At 71.4% G+C, this 23217-nt stretch carries 23 protein-coding genes; 2 read left to right on the top strand and 21 right to left on the bottom strand.

From position 1 onward, the window contains the following. Window positions 1-49 precede the first annotated feature (49 nt). The 8 genes from Q1V88_RS12410 to Q1V88_RS12375 form a co-directional block, all read right to left on the bottom strand. Entirely contained in the window at window positions 50-646 is a 597-nt protein-coding gene (locus tag Q1V88_RS12410; protein ID WP_300681512.1) for a hypothetical protein, read from the bottom strand. 74 nt (window positions 647-720) lie between these two features. After that, window positions 721-1992 (bottom strand): isochorismate synthase, encoded by a 1272-nt coding sequence (locus Q1V88_RS12405; protein ID WP_300681511.1) that lies wholly within the window; start codon window positions 1990-1992, stop codon window positions 721-723. Window positions 1993-2063: 71 nt separating this feature from the next. After that, window positions 2064-2348, bottom strand: a complete 285-nt coding sequence (locus Q1V88_RS12400) for a YciI family protein (protein WP_300681510.1) — start codon at window positions 2346-2348, stop codon at window positions 2064-2066. A gap of 10 nt (window positions 2349-2358) precedes the next feature. Continuing rightward, a complete protein-coding gene (locus Q1V88_RS12395) occupies window positions 2359-2994 on the bottom strand; it encodes an MBL fold metallo-hydrolase (RefSeq protein ID WP_300681509.1) in 636 nt (211 codons plus the stop codon). Window positions 2995-2999: 5 nt separating this feature from the next. Beyond that, complete coding sequence (locus Q1V88_RS12390; protein WP_300681508.1) at window positions 3000-3662, bottom strand: hypothetical protein; 663 nt, start codon at window positions 3660-3662, stop codon at window positions 3000-3002. Continuing rightward, entirely contained in the window at window positions 3659-5311 is a 1653-nt protein-coding gene (gene menD / locus Q1V88_RS12385) for a 2-succinyl-5-enolpyruvyl-6-hydroxy-3-cyclohexene-1-carboxylic-acid synthase (protein WP_300681507.1), read from the bottom strand. Before menD ends, Q1V88_RS12390 begins: the two co-directional genes overlap by 4 nt. Further along, window positions 5308-6252, bottom strand: a complete 945-nt coding sequence (locus Q1V88_RS12380) for an o-succinylbenzoate synthase (RefSeq protein WP_300681506.1) — start codon at window positions 6250-6252, stop codon at window positions 5308-5310. Before Q1V88_RS12380 ends, menD begins: the two co-directional genes overlap by 4 nt. Beyond that, window positions 6249-7466, bottom strand: coding sequence for an AMP-binding protein (locus Q1V88_RS12375; protein WP_300681505.1), 1218 nt, complete (start codon window positions 7464-7466; stop codon window positions 6249-6251). The genes Q1V88_RS12380 and Q1V88_RS12375 overlap by 4 nt, the downstream gene beginning before the upstream one ends. A 37-nt stretch (window positions 7467-7503) precedes the next feature. Between Q1V88_RS12375 and Q1V88_RS12370 the strand changes: the two genes are divergently transcribed. Together Q1V88_RS12370 and Q1V88_RS12365 are read left to right on the top strand one after the other, a co-directional pair. Next, window positions 7504-8844 (top strand): MFS transporter, encoded by a 1341-nt coding sequence (locus tag Q1V88_RS12370; RefSeq protein ID WP_300681504.1) that lies wholly within the window; start codon window positions 7504-7506, stop codon window positions 8842-8844. Between the two features lie 6 nt (window positions 8845-8850). Further along, window positions 8851-9723: a 1,4-dihydroxy-2-naphthoate polyprenyltransferase gene (locus Q1V88_RS12365; protein ID WP_300681503.1), complete on the top strand. Its 873-nt coding sequence runs from the start codon at window positions 8851-8853 to the stop codon at window positions 9721-9723. Window positions 9724-9844: 121 nt separating this feature from the next. Here the strand turns inward: Q1V88_RS12365 and Q1V88_RS12360 are convergent, their stop codons facing one another. The 13 genes from Q1V88_RS12360 to Q1V88_RS12300 all read right to left on the bottom strand — a co-directional run bounded on the left by Q1V88_RS12360 (window position 9845) and on the right by Q1V88_RS12300 (window position 23195). Continuing rightward, window positions 9845-10126, bottom strand: a complete 282-nt coding sequence (locus tag Q1V88_RS12360) for a DUF4229 domain-containing protein (protein WP_300681502.1) — start codon at window positions 10124-10126, stop codon at window positions 9845-9847. Next, window positions 10123-11151 (bottom strand): c-type cytochrome biogenesis protein CcsB, encoded by a 1029-nt coding sequence (gene ccsB, locus Q1V88_RS12355; RefSeq protein WP_300681501.1) that lies wholly within the window; start codon window positions 11149-11151, stop codon window positions 10123-10125. Before ccsB ends, Q1V88_RS12360 begins: the two co-directional genes overlap by 4 nt. Continuing rightward, complete coding sequence (locus Q1V88_RS12350) at window positions 11148-12788, bottom strand: cytochrome c biogenesis protein ResB (protein WP_300681500.1); 1641 nt, start codon at window positions 12786-12788, stop codon at window positions 11148-11150. Before Q1V88_RS12350 ends, ccsB begins: the two co-directional genes overlap by 4 nt. Next, the gene (locus Q1V88_RS12345) at window positions 12785-13537 is read right to left on the bottom strand and encodes a cytochrome c biogenesis CcdA family protein (RefSeq protein WP_300681499.1); all 753 of its coding nucleotides are present in this window, start codon (window positions 13535-13537) and stop codon (window positions 12785-12787) included. Before Q1V88_RS12345 ends, Q1V88_RS12350 begins: the two co-directional genes overlap by 4 nt. Beyond that, window positions 13537-14178: a TlpA disulfide reductase family protein gene (locus tag Q1V88_RS12340; protein WP_300681498.1), complete on the bottom strand. Its 642-nt coding sequence runs from the start codon at window positions 14176-14178 to the stop codon at window positions 13537-13539. The genes Q1V88_RS12345 and Q1V88_RS12340 overlap by 1 nt, the downstream gene beginning before the upstream one ends. After that, the gene (locus tag Q1V88_RS12335) at window positions 14175-14858 is read right to left on the bottom strand and encodes a histidine phosphatase family protein (protein WP_300681497.1); all 684 of its coding nucleotides are present in this window, start codon (window positions 14856-14858) and stop codon (window positions 14175-14177) included. Before Q1V88_RS12335 ends, Q1V88_RS12340 begins: the two co-directional genes overlap by 4 nt. Further along, window positions 14855-16189 (bottom strand): glutamate-1-semialdehyde 2,1-aminomutase, encoded by a 1335-nt coding sequence (gene hemL, locus Q1V88_RS12330; protein WP_300681496.1) that lies wholly within the window; start codon window positions 16187-16189, stop codon window positions 14855-14857. Before hemL ends, Q1V88_RS12335 begins: the two co-directional genes overlap by 4 nt. A 65-nt stretch (window positions 16190-16254) precedes the next feature. Beyond that, window positions 16255-17496, bottom strand: coding sequence for a lytic transglycosylase domain-containing protein (locus Q1V88_RS12325; RefSeq protein WP_300681495.1), 1242 nt, complete (start codon window positions 17494-17496; stop codon window positions 16255-16257). Between the two features lie 93 nt (window positions 17497-17589). Beyond that, on the bottom strand, window positions 17590-18609 hold the full coding sequence (gene hemB, locus Q1V88_RS12320; protein ID WP_300681494.1) for a porphobilinogen synthase: 1020 nt from the start codon (window positions 18607-18609) through the stop codon (window positions 17590-17592). Between the two features lie 8 nt (window positions 18610-18617). Further along, entirely contained in the window at window positions 18618-20237 is a 1620-nt protein-coding gene (locus Q1V88_RS12315) for a uroporphyrinogen-III synthase (protein WP_300681493.1), read from the bottom strand. Between the two features lie 11 nt (window positions 20238-20248). Then, window positions 20249-21175: a hydroxymethylbilane synthase gene (gene hemC, locus Q1V88_RS12310; RefSeq protein WP_300681492.1), complete on the bottom strand. Its 927-nt coding sequence runs from the start codon at window positions 21173-21175 to the stop codon at window positions 20249-20251. Beyond that, window positions 21175-22512 (bottom strand): glutamyl-tRNA reductase, encoded by a 1338-nt coding sequence (locus Q1V88_RS12305; RefSeq protein ID WP_300681491.1) that lies wholly within the window; start codon window positions 22510-22512, stop codon window positions 21175-21177. The genes hemC and Q1V88_RS12305 overlap by 1 nt, the downstream gene beginning before the upstream one ends. Further along, complete coding sequence (locus tag Q1V88_RS12300; RefSeq protein ID WP_300681490.1) at window positions 22509-23195, bottom strand: redox-sensing transcriptional repressor Rex; 687 nt, start codon at window positions 23193-23195, stop codon at window positions 22509-22511. Before Q1V88_RS12300 ends, Q1V88_RS12305 begins: the two co-directional genes overlap by 4 nt. Window positions 23196-23217: the final 22 nt, after the last annotated feature.

The following is a 23217-nucleotide window of genomic DNA, read 5'->3' as shown; positions in this document are numbered from 1 at the left end:
AGATCCAGGGTGTCGGGGTACGGGTGAACAGGGGGTCGCTGAGCCAGGCTCAGGCGACCTCGGCCCAGATCGAGTCGATCAGCTTGCCGACCGTGGCGACCTCGCCCTGCGTGGTCACCTGCAGGGTCAGGCCGTGCTCGCTCTTCTGGCACTCGATCATCGACTGCGTGAGCTTGCTGGTGCCGTTGGCGGTGCCGGTCTCGATGCAGGTCGCGTCGCCCGCCTTGACGAAGTGGTCCAGGCTGCTGCCCGACTGCGCCTGGGCGGGGTCGGTGAACAGGTACGGCGACAGCGCGCCACCCTCGGCCCGGATCAGCTGCACGGCGATGAAGCCCTGGCCGTCCTTGGTGAGGTAGTTGCGCGCCACAGCGGAGATGCCCATTGACTTGAACGACGTGTCGGCGTACTTCTTCGCGTTGACCTGCTGGGTCGCGTACGACGCCTTCTGCGCGTCGGTGGCGCTCGAGATCGAGTCGTACGCCGAGCGCAGGTCGGCCGCGACGTAGCCGCCCGGCAGCTTGTCCGGGAGGCTCAGGTTGCCCGTGTCACCGTGCGCCTTGGGCAGCAGGACGCCGAAGACGACAGCCAGGGCCAGGGCGACGACGCCGATGAGAACTCCGGGCAGGACCACGCGAGGCTTGTTCACGAGGGGCGACGCTACTCTGCGAACCTGAGAGAGACGTAACCGGGTGCGCGGGGCGCGACGCCGCCGGGGTGCGCTCAGAGACCGAGCGAGGCCCGGATCGGCACCAGCTTCGCCTGCGACTCGGCCAGCTCTGAGGCCGGATCGCTGGAGCCCACCACGCCGCAGCCGGCGAAGAGCCGCACCCGGATGTCGCCCTCCGTGCTGTCCGCGTCGGCACCGGACTCGATCGCGGCGCTGCGCAGCGCGATCCCCCACTCGCCGTCACCGGCCGCGTCCATCCAGCCGACCGGGGCGGCGTACCGGGCGCGGTCCATCCCCTCGATCTCGGCGATCAGGTCGACGGCGTCGGCCCGCGGGGTGCCGCCGACGGCGGCGCTGGGGTGCAGGGCGGCGGCGAGCTCGAGGGAGGTGATCCCGTCGCGGGCCACGCCGGTCACGTCGGTGGCCAGGTGCATCACGTTCGGCAGGTGGAGCACGAACGGCGCCTCGGGCACGTTCATCGACGAGCAGTGCGGCTCCAGTGCGTCGGCGACCGAGCGGACGGCGTACTCGTGCTCCTCGAGGTCCTTGGAGGAGCGGGACAGCTCACCGGCGAGACGGTCGTCCTCCTCGGCCGCGCCCGTACGCCGGATGGTGCCGGCCAGGACCCGGGAGGTGACCAGTCCGCGCTCACGGCGCACCAGCAGCTCCGGCGTCGCACCGAAGAGGCCGTCGACGTGGAACGTCCAGCACATCAGGTACTCCGCCGCCAGGTAGGCCAGCGGGCCACGGACATCGAGCATGCCGGTGCCCAGCGCGGTGATGTCACGTGCCAGCACGACCTTCTCCAGGTCTCCGGCGTTGATCCGGGCGGTGGCGTCGGCCACGCGGGCCTTCCAGTCCTCCTCGCTCAGCGAGCCCGGACCGACCCGCAGGGCGGGGGCCGTCGCCACCGGCGTCGCCTCGGCGAGGATCCGCTCCAGGGTCGCGGGCTGCTCCCCGGCGGGCGTGATCGTGGTGAGCCAGGCGATCGGGCCGCGTCGGCCGATCACCCAGCGCGGCACCGAGAGCACCGAGCCGCCAGGCTCGGCGGCGAAGCCGAAGGAGCCGAAGGAGACCAGCCCGGTGCCGGGCTCGCCCACCCGGTCGTCGACCTCGGCGCGCGCGACCAGCTCGGCCCACCACTTCGCCGCGTCGGCGAACCGGGTCGGGCCGGCGGTCTCGACCTGGGCGCTCAGGCCCCCGGCGACGAGACCCTCGCCGCGACGGACCCAGCTCAACGCGCCGGCGGCGGGCAGCAGGGCGATCAGATCCGCTGCGTGCTCGGCCGGGATGGAGTGCGACGAGACGACGAGGGAAGGCTGCACCTCACCAGAGTAGAACCGACCTGGTGCCGATCCCGACTCGCCGAGACGCCTGCGCGGACGTCGGTCGAGGTTCAGTCGAGGTTCAGCGTGTCCCGCCACGGCCCGGTGACGGGCTTCCACTCCACGATCGTGCGCTCGGCGACCAGGTGCTCGGTCCAGAACGGGTCCTCGTCGAGCAGGTCCTCCAGCTCGACGGCCGACTTCGCCTCGAAGAGCAGCAGCGCACCGTCGTCGGTCGGGCCCGACAGCAGCAGGCCGTCCTGCTCGGCGAGGAACGCACGGTGGTCGGGGCGGACCCGGTCGCGGCCGGCGGCCTCGGTCGGGCTGTAGCCGTAGGTGACGGCGTAGATCGGCATCAGGTCCTTCTCAGAGGTCGGCGCCGTCGGCGAGACGGACGTAGTTCTGGGTCTCGGGCAGCAGCATCTTCATCTGGCCGTCGAAGATTCCCGATCCGACCTCGGAGTAGATCCGGTCGTGGATCGCGACATTGCGGGCCGCACCCATCTGGCGGGTGAAGTCGATCAGCTCCGAGGCGCGCGCCCACGGTGCCGAGACCGGCACCAGCAGCACGTCGACGGCGGCCTCGGTGCCGGTGAGCGCGTCACCGGGGTGGAAGACCGAGGTGCCGTCGGCGTCGATCACGTAGCCGGAGTTGTAGAACCGCGGCAGGTCCGGGTGGATCACGGCGTGCAGCTCGCCCTCGGCGCGCACGCTGACACCGGCGGCGGAGAACGCCTGGCCGGGGGTGACCACGGTGGTGCGCTCGGCCACGTCGGGGGCCTGCTCGGCGATCTTGGCCGCGACCGCGTCGATCGTGAAGACCGGCACCTGAGCCGACTGGAGCAGCTCGGGCTTGTAGTGGTCGGGGTGCTCGTGGGTGATCAGGACGGCGTCGACGCCGTCGAAGACCTCGGGCGTGCAGAACATGCCCGGGTCGAGCAGCACCGTGCCCTTGTCGGTCTCGATCCGCACGCAGGCGTGGCCGAACTTCGTGATCCGCATGTGGCTCAGCCTAGGGGAATCCGGGGCCCGTCGCTCCACTGGTCGTCGGCCGGGGCGTCGGGGTGCGAGCGGTACTCGACGGTCTGCACGACGGCACTCAGCGCCAGGGCGCGCGACAGCAGCCGCGTCGGGGTCTGCGGGTCGACGTACAGGGCGACGGCGAGCGGATAGGGGCTGATCCCGACGCTCTCCTGCTCGGTGGTGCCGTCCAGGACCGACGGGGGCAGCATGGCCGGGTTGAGGGCGGCCGCGGTGCCGACGTACCCGGGGAAGGTGATCGGGTCGGTGACGTCACTGGCCGCCTTGAGGGCGACCCCGGTCGGCAGCGGACCGTTGTAGATGCTGAGGTACGGCGCCAGCTCCGGGTCGGTGCCGCTCAGGTCGAGGGCGGTGCGGATCCAGCGCGAGGCCGCGCCGCGGCTGGTGACCTCGGCGTGCACCGTGATCAGGTCCCCGGCGCGCAGCGGCGTCACAGCCACGCTGCGCACCCCGTTGACCCGGATCCGGATCCGGTCGGCGTGCAGGTCGCCTGCGGTGACGCCGGTGCCACGGTTGGCGGTGCGGTCCTCGGTGAGGTGGGCCCCGATCAGGGCGGCGGCGACCAGGACGATCACCACGCCGACGATCGCGAGGATCGAACGGCTCGTGCGACGGTCGCTGCCGGTCATCGCCGCAGGCTCCGGATCCGGGTGTCGAGGTCGCGGCGGTCGGCGCGGGCGATGACCGCCTCGATCACCTCGATGCCCCCGTTGGGGCTAGCCAGCGCCTGGGCGAGCTCCGGGGCGCTGGTGACGCGGGTGTACGCCGTCCGGCTGGCCGCACACAGCTGCTCCAGGTCGACCCCGTGCGGCGTGCCGAAGACCCGCTCGAAGCGGTCGGCGTACTCCGGGGCGCCCTGCTCCAGGGTGGCGAAGATCGACCCGCCGTCGTCGTTGGCGACGACGAAGGTGAGCTGCTCGGGGCGCGGCTCCCCCGGCCCGATGATCAGCCCGGAGGCGTCGTGCAGGAAGGTCAGGTCGCCGACCAGCGCGTACGTCGGCCCGCTCGGGCGTCCGAGCGCGGCACCGATCGCGGTGGAGACCACACCGTCGATCCCGGCCAGGCCCCGATTGGCCAGCACCTTGCGCTTCTCCCCGACCCGCCAGCCGCGGGCCATCAGGTCCAGGTCGCGGATCGGGTTGGAGGCGCCCAGGACCAGCTGGGAGCCCGGTGCCAGCGCGGCGGCGACGGCCGCGGCGACGGCGGGGCCGGTCAGCTCGGGCTCCTCGGCGAGCAGCCGGTCGAGCTGGCGGCCGACGGAGCGGTCGGCGTCGCGCCACAGGTCGAGCCACGTGGAGTCGGTGCCGCTGTCGGCGGTGGAGGCGCTGGGGGTCGGGGCGGCGCCGGGCGCCGACTCGGCCAGATGCAGCTCGGTCAGGATGCCCCGCTCCACCGGGAACGGGTGGGTCGGCCAGACACCGGGCAGCGGCGCCGACCAGACCTCGACGTCCTCGCGGCCCAGCAGCCGCGAGATCGGCCGCGACAGGGTCGGGTGACCGTAGACCACGACCCGCTCGATCGGGGCGCTCAGCGTCTCGTCGGCGAGCAGCAGCCGGTAGGTCCGGATCGCGTTGTCCCCGGTGCGGGAGCCACTGGACGGCTCGGCGAAGAGCGGCCAGCCGGCGCTCTCGGCGAGACGGCGCGCGGCGGGGCCGGCGTCGTCACCGGCGACCACGACGGTGCGGGGGCTGCCCGGACCGGCGTCGATCGCCTCGAAGATCCGTGGCTGGGGGCGGTGCCAGGGCTCCCGGGCGGTGACGCTCGGCGTCCACGGCTGGGCCGGATCGGGCAGCAGCGGCTCGTCGAACTGGACGTTGAGGTGGGCCGGGCCGGTCGCCGCCCAGAGCGCGTCGACGTCCACGTCGGCCGGGTCAGCCAGGTCGGCGGTGGCGACCAGCGGGCCGAAGATGCCGACCTGGTCGGTGGTCTGGTTGGCCCCGGTGCCCCGCAGTCGGGCGGGCCGGTCGGCGGTCAGTGCCACCAGCGGCACCCCGGCGTGGGCGGCCTCGAGCACCGCCGGGTGCAGGTTGGCCACGGCCGTGCCGCTGGTGCACAGCACCGCGGCGCGCGAGCCGGTCTTGGTCAGGCCGAGCGCCAGGAAGGCGGCACTGCGCTCATCGATCCGGACGTGCAGCCGCGCCAGGCCCGCCGCCTCGGCATCGGCGACCGCGAAGGCCAGCGGGGCGTTGCGCGAGCCGGGTGAGAGCACGAACTCGCGGACGCCGGCCTCGATCAGGGCAGCGACGACCGCACGGGAGAGCTCGGTCGACGCGTTCACGAGAACAGATCATCCACCGCTTTGCCTCGGGCTTCCCAATACGCGACGCGCTCAGGCGTGGCGCGCAGGCGCTCCAGGGCACTCTCGTCGAGGGCTGGGACGCCGACCGGGAGGGCTCCGTCGACCGGCAGCAGGGAGGTCGTGGTGACGTCGTCGGTGAGCAGCTGGACGGTCGCCAGCCCGCAGGCGTGGGGCAGCTCGGGCAGGGCCGCGGCCAGGGCGACCCCGGCGGCGATCCCGATGCTGGTCTCCAGGGCCGAGGAGACCACCACCGGCAGGCCGATCTGCTCGGCGATCTCCAGGCAGGCCCGCACCCCGCCGAGCGGCTGGACCTTGAGCACGGCGATGTCGGCGGCCTCGAGCTGCTTGACCCGCAGCGGGTCCTCGGCCCGGCGGATCGACTCGTCAGCGGCGATCGGGACGTTCACCCGACGACGTACGACGGCGAGGTCCTCCACCGCCATCACGGGCTGCTCGACGTACTCCAGGCCTCCGGCTGCACGGTCGAGCACCGGGATCGCGGCGACGGCGGTGTCGACGTCCCACAGCCCGTTGACGTCGATCCGGATCCGGCCCTCGGGGCCGAGCGCGTCGCGGACCGCCTCCAGACGGGCGGCGTCCTCGGCCAGCGGGCTCTCCCCGACCTTGACCTTGGCGGTGCGGCAGCCGCCCGCGAGCGTGATCGCGTGGGCACGCTCGGGGTCGACCACGGGCACGGTGACGTTGACCGGGACGGAGTCGCGCACCGGGGCGGGCCAGTCCCCCGCGGCGGCCTCGCGGGCCGCCCGCAGCCAGGGCGCTGCGACCGCGGGATCGGTGTAGTCCAGGAACGGGCTCCACTCTCCCAAGCCTGCCTCGCCGCGGATCAGCGCGCCCTCGCGGACGGTGATGCCGCGGAACCGGGTCCGCATCGGGATGGAGAAGACGTGCCGGTCACTCATGCGCGCGCCTCCGCGCCTGCCTCGGACTCCGCGGCGGCGCGGGCCTTGAGGGCCATCCGGTCGGTCTTGCCGTTGGGCAGCAGCGGGATGGCATCGAGTACGACGAGCTGGCGGGGTGCCCAGGAGCGGGGTCGCTCCACGGCCACCCAGTCGCGCAGGTCGGCCAGGTCGACCAGGTCGACCAGGGCCGCGGAGTCGCTGGACTCGCTCGGCTCACCCGACTCGCTCGGCTCGGCCGATTCCGTGGCGAACCCGGAACTCGGCGGTGGCGAACCCGGAAGTCGGCGGTGGAAAACCCGGAAGTCGGGGACGACGAAGGCGACCAGGCGGTTGCCCCACTCCTCGTCGGGGACGCCGAGCACCTCGACCTCGGCCACCGCCGGGTGGGAGCGCAGCCGTGCCGCGACCGCGGGGGCGGGGACGTTGACCCCGCCGGAGATCACCATGTCGTCGAGGCGACCGAGCAGGACCAGGCGGCCGTCGGCGTCGATCCGGCCGGCGTCGGAGGTGAGGAACCAGCCGTCGACGAAGTGCTCGGCGCTCAGCCTCTGATCCTCGTAGCCCTCGGCCAGCGTCGGCCCCGAGAGCCGCACCCGCCCCTCGGTGCCGATCGCGAGCCCGACCCCGTCCAGCGGCACGCCGTCGTAGACGCACCCCCCGCAGGTCTCCGCCGAGCCGTACGTCGCCACCACCCGCACCCCGGCCTCGGCCGCCCGACTCCGCAGCGCCGGGTCGATCGGGCCACCGCCCAGCAGCACGGTGTGCAGCCGGGCCAGGGCCGGGGCGTCGCTCGCCAGGGCGCGGGCCAACTGGGTCGGCACCATCGACAGGAAGACCCCGCGGCCACCAGCCGCAGCGCCCGCCGCACCGTCGATCAGCGCAGCCGCCTCCTCGATCGCCGCACCCAGATCACCGTCGGCGTCCAGGACCGTCGGCCGGTAGCCGGCGAGCAGCGAGCGGGCGATCACGTTCAGCCCGGCGACGTACGTCGGCGGCAGCGTCAGCACCCACGGACCGGCGCCGCCGACACGGGCCGCCGAGCGCTCGGCGGAGGCGATCATCGCGCGCCGGGAGAGCCGTACCCGCTTGGGGGTGCCGCTGGAGCCGGAGGTCTCCACGATCCACGGATCGGGCTCGCCGGGGGCCTCCAGCCAGGCCGCCATCGCGTCGATCACGTCGGCGGCCGAGACAGATCCGGAGGCGGCATTAACCATGTGACTCACCGTAGCCCGCTGTGGTCGGATGGCACCGATGACCTCCCCACACCACGACCCGTCCGCGGCGTCCCGTCGCGCCGACCGGGTCCCGCGCTTCCTGCGCCCGATGATCCCGCCCAGCCCGATCGCGGGCAGGCTCGCGATCCAGTCGATGATCACCCGGGCCGGGGGCGGGGCGTTCGACACGGTCAGCGCCGTCTTCCTGCTCCGTGTGGTCGGGATCGGGCCGGCCCAGGTCGGTCTGGCGATCACGATCGCGCTGGTCGCCCGCGCGGTGGCGGCGTACCCGGTCGGACGGATCGTGGACGCCCTGGGACCGAAGCGGGTCTGGCTGCTGGCGACCGTGATCCGGGCGGTCCTCTTCGCTGCGATGCCGTTCATCGGCTCGTGGCTGGCCTACGTCGCGATCGCGATCGCCTTCGAGGCCTCCGAGGCGGCCGGGGAGAGCGCCAACCTCGCCTACCGGCTCGACGTGGTGCCGGCCGAGGAGCGGATCACCACCCAGGCCTACGTCTACTCCGCGATCAACATCGGCTTCACCATCGGTGCCCTGATCGGCGGTGTCGCCCTCGGCTTCTCCACCGGGGTGGTGCGCTGGGTGCCCTGGCTGGCCGCCGCCCTGATGCTGGCCAACGCCTGGTGGATCCACCGGCTGCCGCACGCCCCGCACGACCTGCGCGTGGCCGAGCGCTCCAAGGACGACGGCCCGCAGGAGCGCCCCGAGGGACCCAGTGCGATCCGCAACGTCGGCTGGTTCCTGACCTCGGCCCTCAACTCGACGATGTGGACCAACCAGGTGCTGCTCACCGTGGTGATCCCGCTGTGGCTGGTGGCCCGCACCGACGCCCCGCACGTGCTCCTGGCCTGGCTCTTCGGCACCAACACCGTGCTGTGCATCTTCGTGCCGCCGTACCTCGCCAAGCTCGGCCACACCCTGGACGCGGCCCTGCGCGCGGTGGCCGTCTCCACCGGGTTCTTCATCGTCTCCTGCCTGATCACGATGGTCACCCACAGCACCACCGGACTGTGGACGATCGCCCTGGTCTGGCTCGGCCACCTCACCGTGACCGGCGCCGAGCTGGCGATCACCACCGCGTCGTGGTCATTCCAGGCCGAGCTGATGGACCCGCGCCGTCGCGGCGAGTACGACGGCGTCGCCAACATCGCCCGCGGGGTCGGCTCGATGTGGGCACCGGCGCTGTTCACCTGGCTGGCGATGGACTGGGACGGGATCGGCGGGCACGCCGGCGTCGGCTGGCTGGTGATCGCGGCGATCATCACCTGCGCCGGGATCGGGATGCGTCCCTCGGTCCGCCTCGCCGAGCGGTTCGCCGCTCGCCACTTCCCGGAGCCGGCGACCTCAGGTGTTGAATGACCCCTTGTGGCAACCAGGTCCCAATGGATTGAAGGCGCTCGACCGCGCACCCTCCCCGCAGCACTGACTCCGGTCATCGCCGCGACCGCGCTGGCGGTGTACGACGACGGCTTCGTGTGGTGGAAGGCGCTGCTGGCCCTCGTGGTCTCGCTCGCGCTCCAGGTCGGCGTGAACTACGCGAACGACTACTCCGACGGCATCCGCGGCACCGACGACGAGCGGGTCGGTCCGATGCGGCTGACCGGGTCGGGTGCCGCCGCGCCCGGTCAGGTCAAGCGGGCCGCGTTCGCCGCCCTCGGCGTGGCCGGTGTGGCGGGCCTGGTCCTGGCCGCCACCACCTCGTGGTGGCTGGTCGTCCTCGGCGCACTCTGCATGGCGGGTGCCTGGTTCTACACCGGAGGCAAGCACCCCTACGGGTACGCCGGCCTCGGCGAGGTCGCGGTCTTCGTCTTCTTCGGCCTGGTCGCCGTGATGGGCACCTACTACGTGCAGACCGAGCACCTGTCGTGGCCCGCCTGGGCCGCCGCGATCGGCATCGGCGCGATGACCAGCGCGATCAACGTGACCAACAACCTGCGCGACATCCCGTCCGACACCGCCAGCGGCAAGCGCACCCTGGCCGTCATCCTCGGCGACGGCGGCACCCGGATCTTCTACACCTGGCTGATGGTGATCGGCTCGCTCAGCCTGTTCGCGATCGCCAGCGCCACCACCTGGTGGGTGCTGATCGCCCTGGCCCACCTGCTGATCGCCACCCCCGCGATCCGCCGCGTCCTCACCGGAGCGCAGGGCCCCGCCCTGATCCCCGTGCTCGGCGCCACCGGCAAGGCCGAGCTGGTCTGGGCGGTGCTGGTCGCCGTACCGCTGGTGCTGGTCTGACCCGAGCGGTCTCTCGCCGAGAGCCGGCCGACACGCAGAACACGAAGAAGGAGCCTCAGCCGATCGGCTGAGGCTCCTTCTTTCGTGCCAGTGACGCGCGCCCCGCGGGCGTGCGGGAGGGTCAGGCCTTGTCCGAGCCTGCGGAGTCCTCGCGCTCGTCCTCCGAGGACCGGGCCCGCTCGACGGCGGCCGTGGCCCGCGCCTCGACCCGGGCCGCGAAGGCGACGCGCTGCTTGTTGAGCAGCGGGACCGAGATGATCATCGAGACCACGGCGCTGATCACCAGCACCGGGAACCACGGGAAGCCGTTCTGCGAGACGAGCGCCCACACGGCGGCGATCACGATGAACGTCGCGACGAAGACGCCGATCCGCATCAGGGTGTAGACAGCGAAGTCCTTCACGCGAGAACCCCTTCGTTCAGGTCAGCCGACGGCGGCGTCACCACGGAGACCGCGGGAGCGGCGTAGCTGTGCTGCGAGGTCGTGCTGAAGTAGTTGATGCCGATGAAGTTGAACCAGAGCGTCGCGACGCCGACCAGCGCGAGGATGGCGGCGTTGCGGCCCTTCCACCCGGCCGTGGCGCGGGCGTGGAGGTAGCCGGCGTAGACCACCCACGTGATGAACGCCCACACCTCCTTGGGGTCCCAGTTCCAGTACGACGACCAGGCCTGGTGAGCCCAGATCGGGCCGGTGATCAGGACGGCGAACGTCCAGACCGGGAACGCGAACGCGTGGATCCGGTAGGAGACCCGGTCGAGCACGGTCAACGACGGCACCCGGGAGAGCCAGCCGGTCTCGCGCTCACCGGCGCGCAGCTTGATCAGGTACATCAGGGAGGCCATGCCGCCCAGGGTGAACGCACCGGTGGCCAGGATCGCCGAGACGACGTGGATGACGAGCCAGTACGAGTTGAGCGCCTCGGTCAGCGGGGCGACCGCCTCGTAGAGCCAGATCTCGCCGATCATCAGGCAGACCACGACGAAGGTCAGCACCAGCGGCGCCATCCAGGACAGGGTCAGCTTGCGGTAGAGCACCACGTAGGCAGCGGCGACCACGAAGGTGCCGGACATGGTGAACTCGTACATGTTGCCCCACGGCACCCGGTGCGGGTCGGCGGCCATGCCGCGCGAGATCAGGGCACCGAGGTGGACCAGGACGGCGAGCACGGTGAGCGTGATCCCGAGCCGGGCGGAGAACTCACGACGGAACTCACGCTTCTCGGCACGCTCGGAGGCACCGTCGACCCAGGAGACGGCACCGGTCTGGGCCGGAGCACCGGCACCGACCAGCTCCTTCTCGCGCAGCAGCGTCTTGCGGCCGGCCAGGGCCGACCATTCGACGAGGTGGCAGAGCAGGGCGAGGAAGTACAGGATGCCCGCACCACCGACGAGGTGGCTCGACAGGGAGTCCCACTGTGTCGCAGTCATGATTTGTCGCTTTCGGTTGAGCGCTCGGGTGAGCGTGACGTCGTGCCCTGCAGGTGCTCGAGGAGCTCCTGGACCACGGCGGCGGTGTCGTCACCCCCGGATCGATCGAGGCCGGCGACCTCGACCAGTGTGCCTTCCTCCGTGCGCCGCGCGCGAACCCAGAGCCGACGGGGGCGGATGAAGAGCGAGCCGAGCAGGCCGATCAGGCACAGCACCACGCCACCGAGCGCGAGATGCATGCCGGGCTGCTGGGAGATCTGGATCTTGTTCCACTGCGTGACGCCGTCGAAGGTGACGGTGCCCAGACCGTTGGGCAGGGTCGCCGTCTGGCCGACCTTGAGGTCGAGCCGGAGCGGCTTGTCCTTGCCGGTCGTGGCGTCCTTCGTCATCACCTGCTTCGACTTCGAGGTGTCGAGGCTGTAGACCGACTGCGGTCCGGCGTCGAGGTTGAGGTCACCGGCCCAGACCTGCATCGAGATCAGCGGGTTGATGTCGTCGCCCATCAGGGTGGCCGGGTTGCCCTTGTCGTCCATGATGAACGCCGGGTAGAAGACGCCCTGCAGACCGAGCTGCTCCGGCTTCGCCCCCGCAGCCTTGACCACGCCGAAGCTGAAGAAGGTCTGGTTCTGCGGCAGGAAGACCGTCGGCCCCGAGTAGGCGACCTTGCCGTTGCCGTCCTTGATCGTGATGTTCGGCGCGTAGCCGTGACCGATCAGGAAGAGCTGGGTCGACCCGATCGTGAGCGGGTGGTTGACCCGCAGGTCGTAGTTCTTGTCGTCGCTGCCGTCGCACTTCTGGCAGTAGGAGATGTAGGACTTGAACCCCTTGGCCATCCCCTGCCGCGGACCGCTCTGCAGCCACTGCACGTCGAACTTGTCGATGTGCATCGTGAACGGGTCCATCTGGGACGCCTTGAACAGCGAACCCGGGTTGAGGTCGTCGTACTGCTGGGCGATGTTGGTGAAGCCCTGGTCCTTGCCCACCAGCACGATGACGCCGCCCTTGTAGCCGAGCAGCGAGCCCATCGCGAAGCCGACCAGCACGATGATGATCGACAGGTGGAAGAGCAGGTTGCCGGCCTCACGCAGGTAGCCGCGCTCGGCGCTGATGGCGTCGGGCTGCTCGTCCTGGCGCAGCCGGTAGCGCCGCCGCAGTCGGGCCTTGGCCCGCGCGAGCACCTCCTCGGGGGACTCCTCGGTGAGGTACGACGCCGAGTCGGCGACCCGGGAGAGGTTGCGTGGCGCGGCGGGAGGCTGGGCGCGCATCCCGCGCCAGTACACGAAGAGGCGCGGGATGATGCAGCCGATCAGGCTGACCATCAGCATCACGTAGATCGCCGCGAACCACGGCGAGGAGTAGACGTCGAAGAGCCCGAGCTTGTCGTAGATCGGGGTGAGCTTCGGGTGCGCGTCCTTCCAGTTGGACGTCTTGAGGGAGTCCACGCCCGCCTGCGGGATCAGGGACCCCGGCACCGCCCCGAGGGCGAGCAGCAGGAGCAGGATCAGGGCCGTCCGCATGGAGGTGAGCTGGCGCCAGGCCCAGCGCAGCAGCTCGCGGGCGTTGAGGTCGCCAGGGGCGCGCTCAGTGCCGTCGGTGACGCCTCGCTCGTCGCGGGCGCCAGAGGGTACGTCTTTCACAGATTCACCGACCAGGTATTCACAAGATGCTGCTGGACCCACTGCACGCCGTAGTCCCACCAGCCGGTGAGCAGGGCGATGCCGATCAGGATGAACATCACGCCCCCGATCCGGGTGACCCACTGGAGGTGGCGCCGGATGAAGGTGAGTGTGCCCAGCGCGCGCCGCCACAGCAGCGCGAAGAGGACGAACGGGATCCCGAGTCCCAGCGAGTACAGCGCCAGCAGGAAGCCACCGCGCACGGCGGTGCCGGAGTTGTAGGCCAGGTTGAACATGACGCCGAGGGTCGGCCCCATGCAGGGGGTCCAGCCCACCGCGAAGAGGAAGCCGAGCAACGGTGCCGCTGCCAGTCCGACCGCCGGGACACGGTGGACCCTGACGTCACGCTGCAGTGCCGGGATCAGCCCCATGAAGGCCAGTCCCAGCACGATCGTGACGATACCCAGGATTACTGAGAAGACCCTGGCATGCTGCGAGAGCCAGGCCCCGAAGGTGCCCCCGGCGACCCCGACGAGGACGAAGACGACGGTGAAGCCGAGCACGAAGAGCAGGGCCCCGGCCAGCATCCGGCCCTGGCGCACCCGGCCCTCGGCCAGGTCCGCCCCCGAGAGCCCGGTGGCGTAGGAAAGGTAGCCCGGCAGCAGCGGCAGGACGCACGGGGAGAAGAACGAGAGCAGTCCGGTGATGAGCGCGATCGGGATCGCCAGACCCAGCGACCCGCCGACCGAACTGTGGAACCACTCGCTCATCAGCTCTTGCCTGACACCTTGCACTTCTGACTGGCGTCACCGCTGGCCACGCACTTCACCAGCTCGGTGAGGGTGAGCTTGGACGGGATCGCCCCGGAGATGGTCGCCGCGATCCGGCCCTGCGCATCGAGCACCACCGTCGAGGGCAGCGCGCGGGGCAGGCCCTTGAGCGCCAGCAGCACCTTGCCGTCGGGTGAGTAGATCGAGGGGTAGGAGACACCGATCGAGCGCTCGAAGGCGAGGCCGTTGTCGGCCGAGCTGTCGCGGGTGTTGATCCCGACGAACGTCGCGGTGCCGGTGAGCTCCTTGGCCGCGGCCTGGAGCATCGGCATCTCGGTGCGGCACGGGCCGCAATTGCTCCACCAGACGTTGACCACGACCGGCTTGCCGCCGGCGTCGGCCAGCGACCAGGTGCCACCGTCGAGGGTGGTCCCCTCCAAGGCCACGGCCTTGCCCCGCTCGGCGTCGGGCCAGACCGAGATCTGGCCGTCACCGGTGATGTAGGCCTTGCCCGAGGTGCCCTGCAGGTCGCTGCAGCCGGCGCTCAGCCCGACCACGCCCAGCAGGGCGACGACGAGTCCGAGGACGGCAGCACGCGGACGACGTACGGCGCGACGACGCGCCACCCCAGGAGTGCTCACGGCCGCTGCCCGCCCGAGGAGAAGGGGTCCTTGCGGTCCGCTGCGGGGATCAGCGCCCCGGCCGGCTCACTGTAGGAGACCTGCGCGAGCCGGTCCCCCACGAAGTGGAAGGAGGTCAGCGAGCACAGCGTGCACTGCCGCTTGCGCGGGTCGTGCAGGAACGAGCGGTTCTCCGCGTGCAGCCGGGCGGTCCAGATCGGCAGCTGGTGGGAGACGATCACGGCCTCGTGCCCCTCGGCGGCGGCGCGGGCGGCCTCGACGGCGGCCATCATCCGGGCGGCGAGCTCCTTGAACGGCTCCCCCCAGCTAGGTCGCAGCGGGTTCCACAGCTTGGGCCAGATCCGCGGGTTCTTCAGGGCGTTGTTCGGCCCCTTGAAGCACAGCCCCTCGAAGTCGTTGGCCGACTCGATCACGCGCTCGTCGAGCACCGGGGTCAGCCCCCGGGCCGCGGCCAGCGGCGCAGCGGTCTCCTGAGCACGCTCCAGGGGCGAGGAGACCAGGTGGACGATGTCGCGGTCCTTGATCGCCTCGGCGACGGTCGCGGCCATCTCCCGGCCACGCTCGGAGAGGTGGAACCCGGGCCGGCGGCCGTAGAGGATCCCCTCGGGGTTGAACACCTCGCCGTGGCGCAGCAGGTGGACGATCGTGTCGGGGGTCGCCCCGTCGCTCGGCCCGGTCATCGGGTCACCGCCGCAGCCGCCGCAGCCGCCTTCGGCAGCGCCGACACGATGGCGTCGAGCGCCTCCTCGTCGTGCGCCGCGGAGAGGAACCAGACCTCGTAGGCGCTCGGCGGCAGGTAGACGCCGTCGGCCAGCATCGAGTGGAAGAACGCCTGGTAGGCCCGCTCGTCGGTGGTCTTGGCGGTCTCGAAGTCGGTCACCGGGGTGTCGGTGAAGAAGACCGAGAACATCGTCCCGGAGCTCTGGATCTGGTGGGCGACGCCGGCACCGGTGAGCGCGTCGGCCAGGGCGGCCTTCACGGTCTGGGCGGCGCTGCCGATGTGGGCGTAGACCTCGTCGGTCGCCAGCCGCAGGGTGGTCAGACCGGCGGTGGTCGCGATCGGGTTCCCCGACAGCGTGCCCGCCTGGTAGACCGGCCCGACCGGGCTCAGCGTCTGCATCACGTCGGCACGGCCACCGAACGCGGCGGCGGGGAAGCCACCGCCCATCACCTTGCCGAAGGTGATCAGGTCCGGCGTCCAGCCCTCGACCTTGCCGTCCAGGCCCCAGTGGCCCTCCTTCGAGGCACGGAAGCCGGTCATCACCTCGTCGGAGATGAAGAGCGCGCCGTGGGCCCGCGCCAGCTCCGAGAGCAGCTTGTTGAAGCCCGGCGCCGGCGGTACGACGCCCATGTTGCCCGGACCGGCCTCGGTGATGATCGCCGCGATCCGGTCACCGTGCTCGGCGAAGGCGGCGCGGACCGCGGCCGGGTCGTTGTAGGGCAGCACCAGGGTGAGCTCGGTGCTCGACGCCGGGACGCCGGGGGTGCCGGGCACCGCGAAGGTGGCCAGGCCCGAGCCGGCCGAGGCGAGCAGCGAGTCGACGTGGCCGTGGTAGCAGCCGGCGAACTTGATGATCACGTCGCGGCCGGTGAAGCCGCGGGCCAGCCGGATCGCGCTCATCGTCGCCTCGGTTCCCGAGGAGACGAAGCGCACCTCCTCGACCGGGGTGCGGGAGACGATCTCCTCGGCCAGCTCGACCTCGGGGACGCTGGGCGTGCCGTAGGAGGTGCCGCGGGTGACCGCTGCCTGGATTGCGGCGGTGACCTCGGGGTGGGCGTGACCGAGCAGCATCGGTCCCCAGGAGCAGATCAGGTCGACGTACCGGTTGCCGTCGACGTCGGTGAGCCAGGGGCCTTGCGCCGAGGCGATGAACCGCGGCGTCCCGCCGACGGCGTTGAAGGCCCGCACCGGCGAGTTCACGCCGCCGGGGGTGACCGTCTTCGCCCGCTCGAAGAGCGCCTCCGAGGCAGGGACGGAGCCGGTATCGATCACGGAATCACTGCTGGGCACCCCGTCATTGTCCCCATCGGGGGCAAGTCGGGCGAACTCCGGGTAACCGGTGGGGGTCGCGGGGCTCAGCTGAGCAGCTTGGTGACGCAGGCCGTGAGGTCGGCCAGGGAGGGGATCGCCTTGCCCAGGTTGGCCGGGTTGGCCAGCGCTGCGAGCAGGCCGTTGATCGAGTTGTAGCCGAAGTCGGCTAGGCACTGCGCGGTCGCCTCGGCCTTGGTCAGGACCTTGTCCACCGGCTCCACGCCCGTGGTGGGGATCACGATCGGGGACGGCTTGGGCAGCTGCAGGGTGCCGGTCGAGGGCGAGGCGCTGGGCGACGGCTTCGGTGCGGTGCTGGGCTGCGTGCTCGGCGTGCTCGCGGTGCCGGCCGGGACCGAGGCCAGCGCGCTCGGCTTCGCTGCAGCCAGGGTGGTGGTCTTGGTCTGCTTCGCCGAGCTCTGCGGCGTGCGGATCGACGCCTCGGGCTCGAAGTAGGAGGCGGGCACGACCGAGTTCGGCACTGCAGTGAAGTCGCCGACCAGGTAGTCCTGGTAGACCGCCATCACGGTGGCCACGTAGGACGAGGAGTGGTTGTAGCGCAGCACCGCAGCGCGCTGGCCGGCGTCGGTGGCGAGGTTCTCCTCACCCGAGCAGAGGTAGACCGCCGCCGCCAGGGCGGCGTCGTTGATGTTCTGCGGGTCGCGCTTGCCGTCACCGTCGGCGTCCACGCCGACCGAGGACCAGGTCGACGGGATGAACTGCATCGGGCCGACCGCCTTGTCGAAGGTGGTGTCGCCGTCGTACACGCCGCCGTCGGTGTCGGCGACGCGGCTGGTGCCGTGGGTGCCGTCGAGCTGCCGGCCGTAGATGCCGGGGGTGGACAGGCCGGTGTCGCTGAGCGTGTTGCCCTGGGCCCGGCCGTGGTTGGACTCCACCCGGCCGATCGCGGCGAGCAGCTGCCACGGCATCCGACAGGTCGGGTCGGCTTTGTTGATCACGGTCTCGGCACGCTGGTACGCCGCCAGGGCCGCGGCCGGGATGGCCGAGGCCGACGACGTCGCCACGATCTGCTGCGCGGTCTCCCCCGTCGCGCCCGCGTCGGCGGTGTCGGAGGTGACGCTGGCCGGCACCTGGAGCGCCTGCGCAGGGACCTTGGTGCCGTCGGGAAGCTTCTGCTGGTCGTCGGCGGTGGCGGTGGAGGCACCCGAGGTGCCGATCGAGATCGTCCAGGCGGCCGAGAGCATCGCCAGCGGCACCAGTGCCGCGGCGCGCTTGGCCCGACTCGTCCCGATCCGACCCCCGCCAGCGGCGCGATGCGTCGTCGTCATGACTGACCCCATGTTCCCTGCTCCCGATGTGACGTACGCCTCAACGACACCACTAGGGCCGAGGTTACGCCCCCGGGGGCCGGAAAGACCGGGTCAGCGGGGAAGCAGGCGCTGAGCGGCCTCGACCGCCCAGTAGGTGAGGATCAGATCGGCGCCCGCGCGCCGGAACGCGATCAGGGACTCGGTGATGGCCGCATCGCGGTCGATCCAGCCACGCTCGGCGGCCGCCTCGACCATCGAGTACTCACCGGAGATGTTGTACGCCGCCACCGGGATGTCCACGGCGTCCTTCACCTGACGCAGCACGTCGAGGTAGGGCAGACCGGGCTTGACCATCACGATGTCGGCGCCCTGCTCCACGTCGAGCAGCGCCTCACGCACGCCCTCGATCGCGTTCGCCGGGTCCTGCTGATAGGTCCGCCGGTCGCCCTCCAGGGCCGAGCCGACGGCTTCGCGGAAGGGGCCGTAGAACGCCGAGGCGTACTTCGCACCGTAGGCCAGGATGCCGACATCGAGCTGGCCGGCCTCGTCCAGAGCCTCGCGGATCACCGCGACCTGGCCGTCCATCATCCCCGAGGGGCCGACCATGTCGACGCCGGCCTCGGCATGGGCCTGGCCCATCGCGGCGTACAGCTCCAGGGTGCGGTCGTTGTCGACGTGCCCGTGGGCATCGAGGACACCGCAGTGACCATGCGAGGTGAACTCGTCCAGGCACAGGTCCGACATCACGGTCAGGCTGCCACCGACCTCGGCGACCGCGTCGGCGATGGCGACGTTGAGTACACCGGCCGGGTCCAGTGCGGCCGAGCCGTCGGCGTCCTTCTTGGCGTCGTCGGGGACGCCGAAGAGCATCACGGCGCCGATCCCGGCCTCGGCGGCCTCGTGCAGCGCAGCCTTGAACGAGTCACGGCTGTGCTGCACGACGCCGGGCATCGAGCTGATCGGAACCGGCTCGGCGATCGACTCGCGGATGAACATCGGCAGGATCAGGTGACGCGGCTCCACCGACGTCTCGGCCACCATCCGGCGCAGGGCCGGGGTGGTGCGCAGACGTCGGGGCCGGATCGTCGGTCCTGTGGGGTGTCCGTTCGAGGTTCGCTCGCGGTCGTTCATGGTGCCCTTCAGCTACTGGTGGCCTTCCGGCGTGCAGCCGGCTTGCGGTCCGACGGCTTGGTGACCGGCTGTCCGGCCTCGACCAGCGCCGCACGACGCGACGTGCCGAAGTCAGCCAGAGCGTCGGCCAGGGCCTCGATGGACGGCTCGGCGGCCATCACGTCGACCCGCAGGCCGTGCTCCTCAGCGGTCTTCGCGGTGGCCGGACCGATCACCGCGATGACGGTCGACGGGTGCGGCTTGCCGGCGATGCCGACCAGGTTGCGCACCGTCGAGGACGAGGTGAAGACGACAGCGTCGAACTTGCCCGTCTTGATCGCGTCGCGGATCGGCGCCGGCGGCGGGGCGGCCCGGACGGTGCGGTACGCCGTCACGTCGTCGCACTCCCAGCCGAGCTCGGTCAGGCCGGCGATCAGGTTCTCCGTGGCGATGTCGGCACGGGGCAGGAAGACCCGGTTGATCGGGTCCAGGACCTCGTCGTACTCGGGCCAGACCTCGAGCAGACCGGCGGCCGACTGGTTCTCGCCCGCAGGCACCAGGTCGGGGCGCAGGCCCATGTCGAGCAGCGCAGCGGAGGTCTTCTCCCCCACCGCGGCGATCTTGAGGCCGGAGAAGGCACGGGCGTCGAGGCCGTACTCCTCGAACTTCTCCCGGACCGCGCGCACGGCGTTGACCGAGGTGAAGGCGACCCACTCGTAGCGGCCCTCGACCAGGCCACGGATGGCCTTGTCCATCTGCTGCGGGTTGCGCGGCGGCTCGACGGAGATCGTGGGGACCTCCTCGGGCACGCCGCCGAAGCCACGCAGCTTGGTGGAGAGCACCGGCGCCTGCTCCTTGGTCCGCGGGACCAGGACGCGCCAGCCGAAGATCGGCTTGGTCTCGAACCAGGAGAGCGTCTCGCGCAGGTTGACGACCTTGCCGATCACGATGATCGCGGGCGGGGCCATCCGCGCAGCGCGGGCGTCGGCGGCGATGTTCGCCAGGTCCGACGTCACGGTCTGCTGGTGGGTGGTGGTGCCGACCCGGGTCATCGCGACCGGGGTCTTCTCCGAGCGACCCGCGGCGATCAGGGCCTTGGCGATCTCACCGATCAGGCCGACGCCGGAGAGCAGCACCAGGGTGCGGTCATCGGCGTACTGGCTCCAGTCGATCTTGTCGCCACAGGTGACGACCGCGACCTCGCGGTGGTCCTTGGTGGTGAGCGGGATCCCGGCGTACGCCGGCACCGCCGAGACCGAGCTGACGCCGGGCACGATCTCGAACCCGAAGCCGGCCTTGGCCACGGCCGCCGCCTCCTCGGGACCCGAGGCGTAGACGAACGGGTCACCGATCATCAGACGCACGACGTGCTCGACCCGCTTGGCCTGCTTGACCACGACCTTCGCCCGTGCGGCGTGGGTCAGCGGCTGGCCGTCCTCGCCGAAGCCACCGTCGATGAACTCCGGCCCCTGGGCCAGCTCGCCGGACTCGGGGTCGGGCGCGGCGATGCCGAGCATCGCTCGCACCATCACCTCATGCTCCGGCGACTCGGTGATGACGACATCGGCCTGACGGATCAGGTCGGCAGCGCGGACGGTCAGCAGTTCAGGGTCACCAGGACCGCTACCGACGAATGACACCCAACTCATGCTCGTGCCTTCTAGCTCTTGCCCCAGAAGGTGCGCGCACCCTCCGCAAGCATTTTCTCTGCCAATCGGGATCCCACGCCAGCGGCATCAGCGGGCGAACCGCTGAGGGACTGCCGCACGGCCTGTGTCCCGTCGGGCGAGAGCACTACGGCCCGCACCCACAATTCCTCACCGTGGTCACCCTCGACGATCTCGGCGAGAGTGCCGATCGGAGCTGCACATCCACCCTCGAGCGTGGCGAGCAGCGCCCGCTCCGCCGTGACGGCGGCGCGGGTCGGTCCGTGGTCCAGCTTCCGCAGTGCCTCGGCCACGTCATCGCCCGCGCGACACTCGATGCCGAGCGCACCCTGACCGGGAGCAGGCAGCATCTGCAGTGGATCGATCGTCTCGGTCACCTCATCGAGGCGGCCGATCCGTGCGATCCCCGCACGGGCGAGCACGACGGCGTCGAGCTCTCCGGAACGAACCTTGCCGATCCGGGTGTCGATGTTTCCACGCAGACCGGCCAGGTCCAAACTCAAGCCGAGGGCGGCCAGCTGGGCCACGCGACGCGGCGAGCCGGTGCCGACCTTGGCGCCCGGCGGCAGCTCACCGAGGGTCAGTCCATCCCGTGAGATGAGAACGTCGCGGGGGTCCTCGCGCTCGGGGATCGCGATCAGCTCGATGCCCTCGGTCGGGTACGTCGGCAGGTCCTTGAGCGAGTGGACCGCGAGGTCCACCTCGCCGGCCAGCAGGGCGTCGCGCAGGGCGCTGACGAAGACTCCGGTCGACGGCGCCCCGGTCAGCGGCGTGCCGGCCGCCTGGGAGCGGTCACCGTCGGTGCTGATCTCGACGAACTCGACCTCGAGGCCGAGTCGCTCGCGGATCATGTCGGCGACGTGGCCGGACTGGGTGGTGGCCAGCAGCGAACGCCGCGTGCCCAGACGCAGGGCGCTCATCACAGTGCCTCCGATCCACCGGCAGGGCCGGTCTCGGCGACGGCGTCCACCCGGGGGCCGACCACGGAGGTCACCACCGAGCTGGTCACCGCGGCAACGGTGTCGGAGTTGAGGGCGAAGAGCTCGGCCAGGGCACGCTCGTAGGTGATCGCGCCCTCGTTGGCGAGCTCACGCACCCGCACCGTCGGCTCGTGCAGCAGTTTGTCGGCGACCCGGCGCACGGCCTGGAGCACCTCGGCCCGGGTCCGGTCGTCGAGGTCGGGCAGGCGGTGGTCGAGGCGCTCGATCTCGGCGTCGACGACCTGGGTGGCCATCGAGCGCAGCGCGACCACGGTCGGCGTGACGCTGGCCTGGCGGCGCGCGGTCAGGAAGGCCTGGACCTCCTGGCTGACGATGTCGCGGACGGCCTCGACCTCCTGGCCGGCCTCGGTGTCGTGCAGCGCCTCGGCGAGCTCCTCGAGCCCGACCAGGGTGACGCCGGGCAGCGCGGCCACGGCCGGGTCGATGTCGCGGGGCATGGCCAGGTCGATCAGGGCGACCGGGCGCTCCCGGTCGGCCAGCATCGCGGCGGCGACCAGGTAGCCGCGGGCTCCCGCGCAGGCGATCACGACGTCGGCCTGGGCGATCTGGGCGGCCAGCTCGTCCAGGGGCGCGGCGGTGCCGCCGTACTCGGTGGCGAGGCGCTCGGCCTTGGCCAGGGTCCGGTTGGTGATCACCAGGTCGGTGCAGCCCAGGCGGGAGACGGTGGCTGTCGCCAGGCCGGCCATCGCGCCGGCTCCGACGATCACGACGCGCTTGCCGGTCGGGTCCTCGGGGACGGCCTGGGCGAGCGCGGCACTGACCAGGGTCGGCGCGGCGCGGTCGATCTCGGTCTCGGCGCGGGTCCGCTTGCCCACCCGCAGGGCCTGCTGGAAGAGCGTGTTGAGGGCGGCGCCGACGGTGCCGAGCTCCTGGCCCAGGCGCAGCGCCTCGCGGGCCTGGCCGAGGATCTGGCCCTCGCCCACGGCCATCGAGTCCAGGCCGGCCGCGACCCGGAACAGGTGCGTCACGGCGCCGTCGTCGTAGTGAACGTACAGGTGCGGCAGGAGCGCCTCGACCGCCTCGTCGGCGCGCTCGACGAGGAGCTGGGAGAGCCCCTCGACCGAGCCGTGGAAGCGGTCGACCTCGGTGTAGATCTCGAGCCTGTTGCAGGTCGCGATGACCGTGGCCTCGGTGACGTGGTCGGTGCCCACCACGTCGGAGATGAGCTTGACGACCCCTTCAGGGTCGAGGCTGACCTTCTCCAACAGGCTGACCGGGGCGGTCTTGTGGCTGATGCCGACGACGAGAACGCTCATGCGGGTTCACCGTGCGCCTTCCGTTGCTCGTGGTACGCAAGGATCTGCAGTTCGATGGAGAGGTCGACCTTGCGTACGTCGACCCCTGCCGGCACCGACAGCACGGTCGGTGCGAAGTTGAGGATGCTGGTGATGCCCGCGGCGACCATCCGGTCGGCGACGTCCTGGGCGGCGACGGCGGGCACCGAGATGACCCCGATCGCGACGCCGTGCTCGGCGACGATCTCGTCGAGGACCGCGAAGGGCAGCACCGGGACGCCGCCGATCTCGGTGTGCTCCAGGTTCGGGTCGGCGTCGAGCAGCGCCACGATGCGGAAGCCGCGGCTGCGGAAGCCGGAGAAGTTGGCGAGCGCGTGGCCCAGGTTTCCGATACCCACGATCACCACGGGCCAGTCCTGCGTGACGCCGATCTCGCGGGCGATCTGGTAGCGCAGGTAGTCCACGTCGTACCCGACGCCGCGGGTGCCGTAGGACCCGAGGTAGGAGAGGTCCTTGCGCAGCTTGGCACTGTTGACCCCGGCCGCGGTGGCGAGCTCCTCGCTGGAGCAGGTCACGATGTCGGCCTCGGCCAGCGCGTTCAGCGCCCGCAGGTAGACGGGGAGACGAGCGACGGTGGCCTCGGGAATGTCCCGAACGTCACTGCGCGCCTCACGGCCGTCGGCCGCTGCGGTCCCCTTGCTCACGTCTACGCACGGTACGCCGCTT

The sequence above is a fragment of the Nocardioides sp. genome, assembly GCF_030150155.1.
Classification (GTDB): domain Bacteria; phylum Actinomycetota; class Actinomycetes; order Propionibacteriales; family Nocardioidaceae; genus Nocardioides.
Note: the sequence above shows the minus strand (reverse complement) of the source record. Positions and strands in the feature narration are given on the sequence as shown.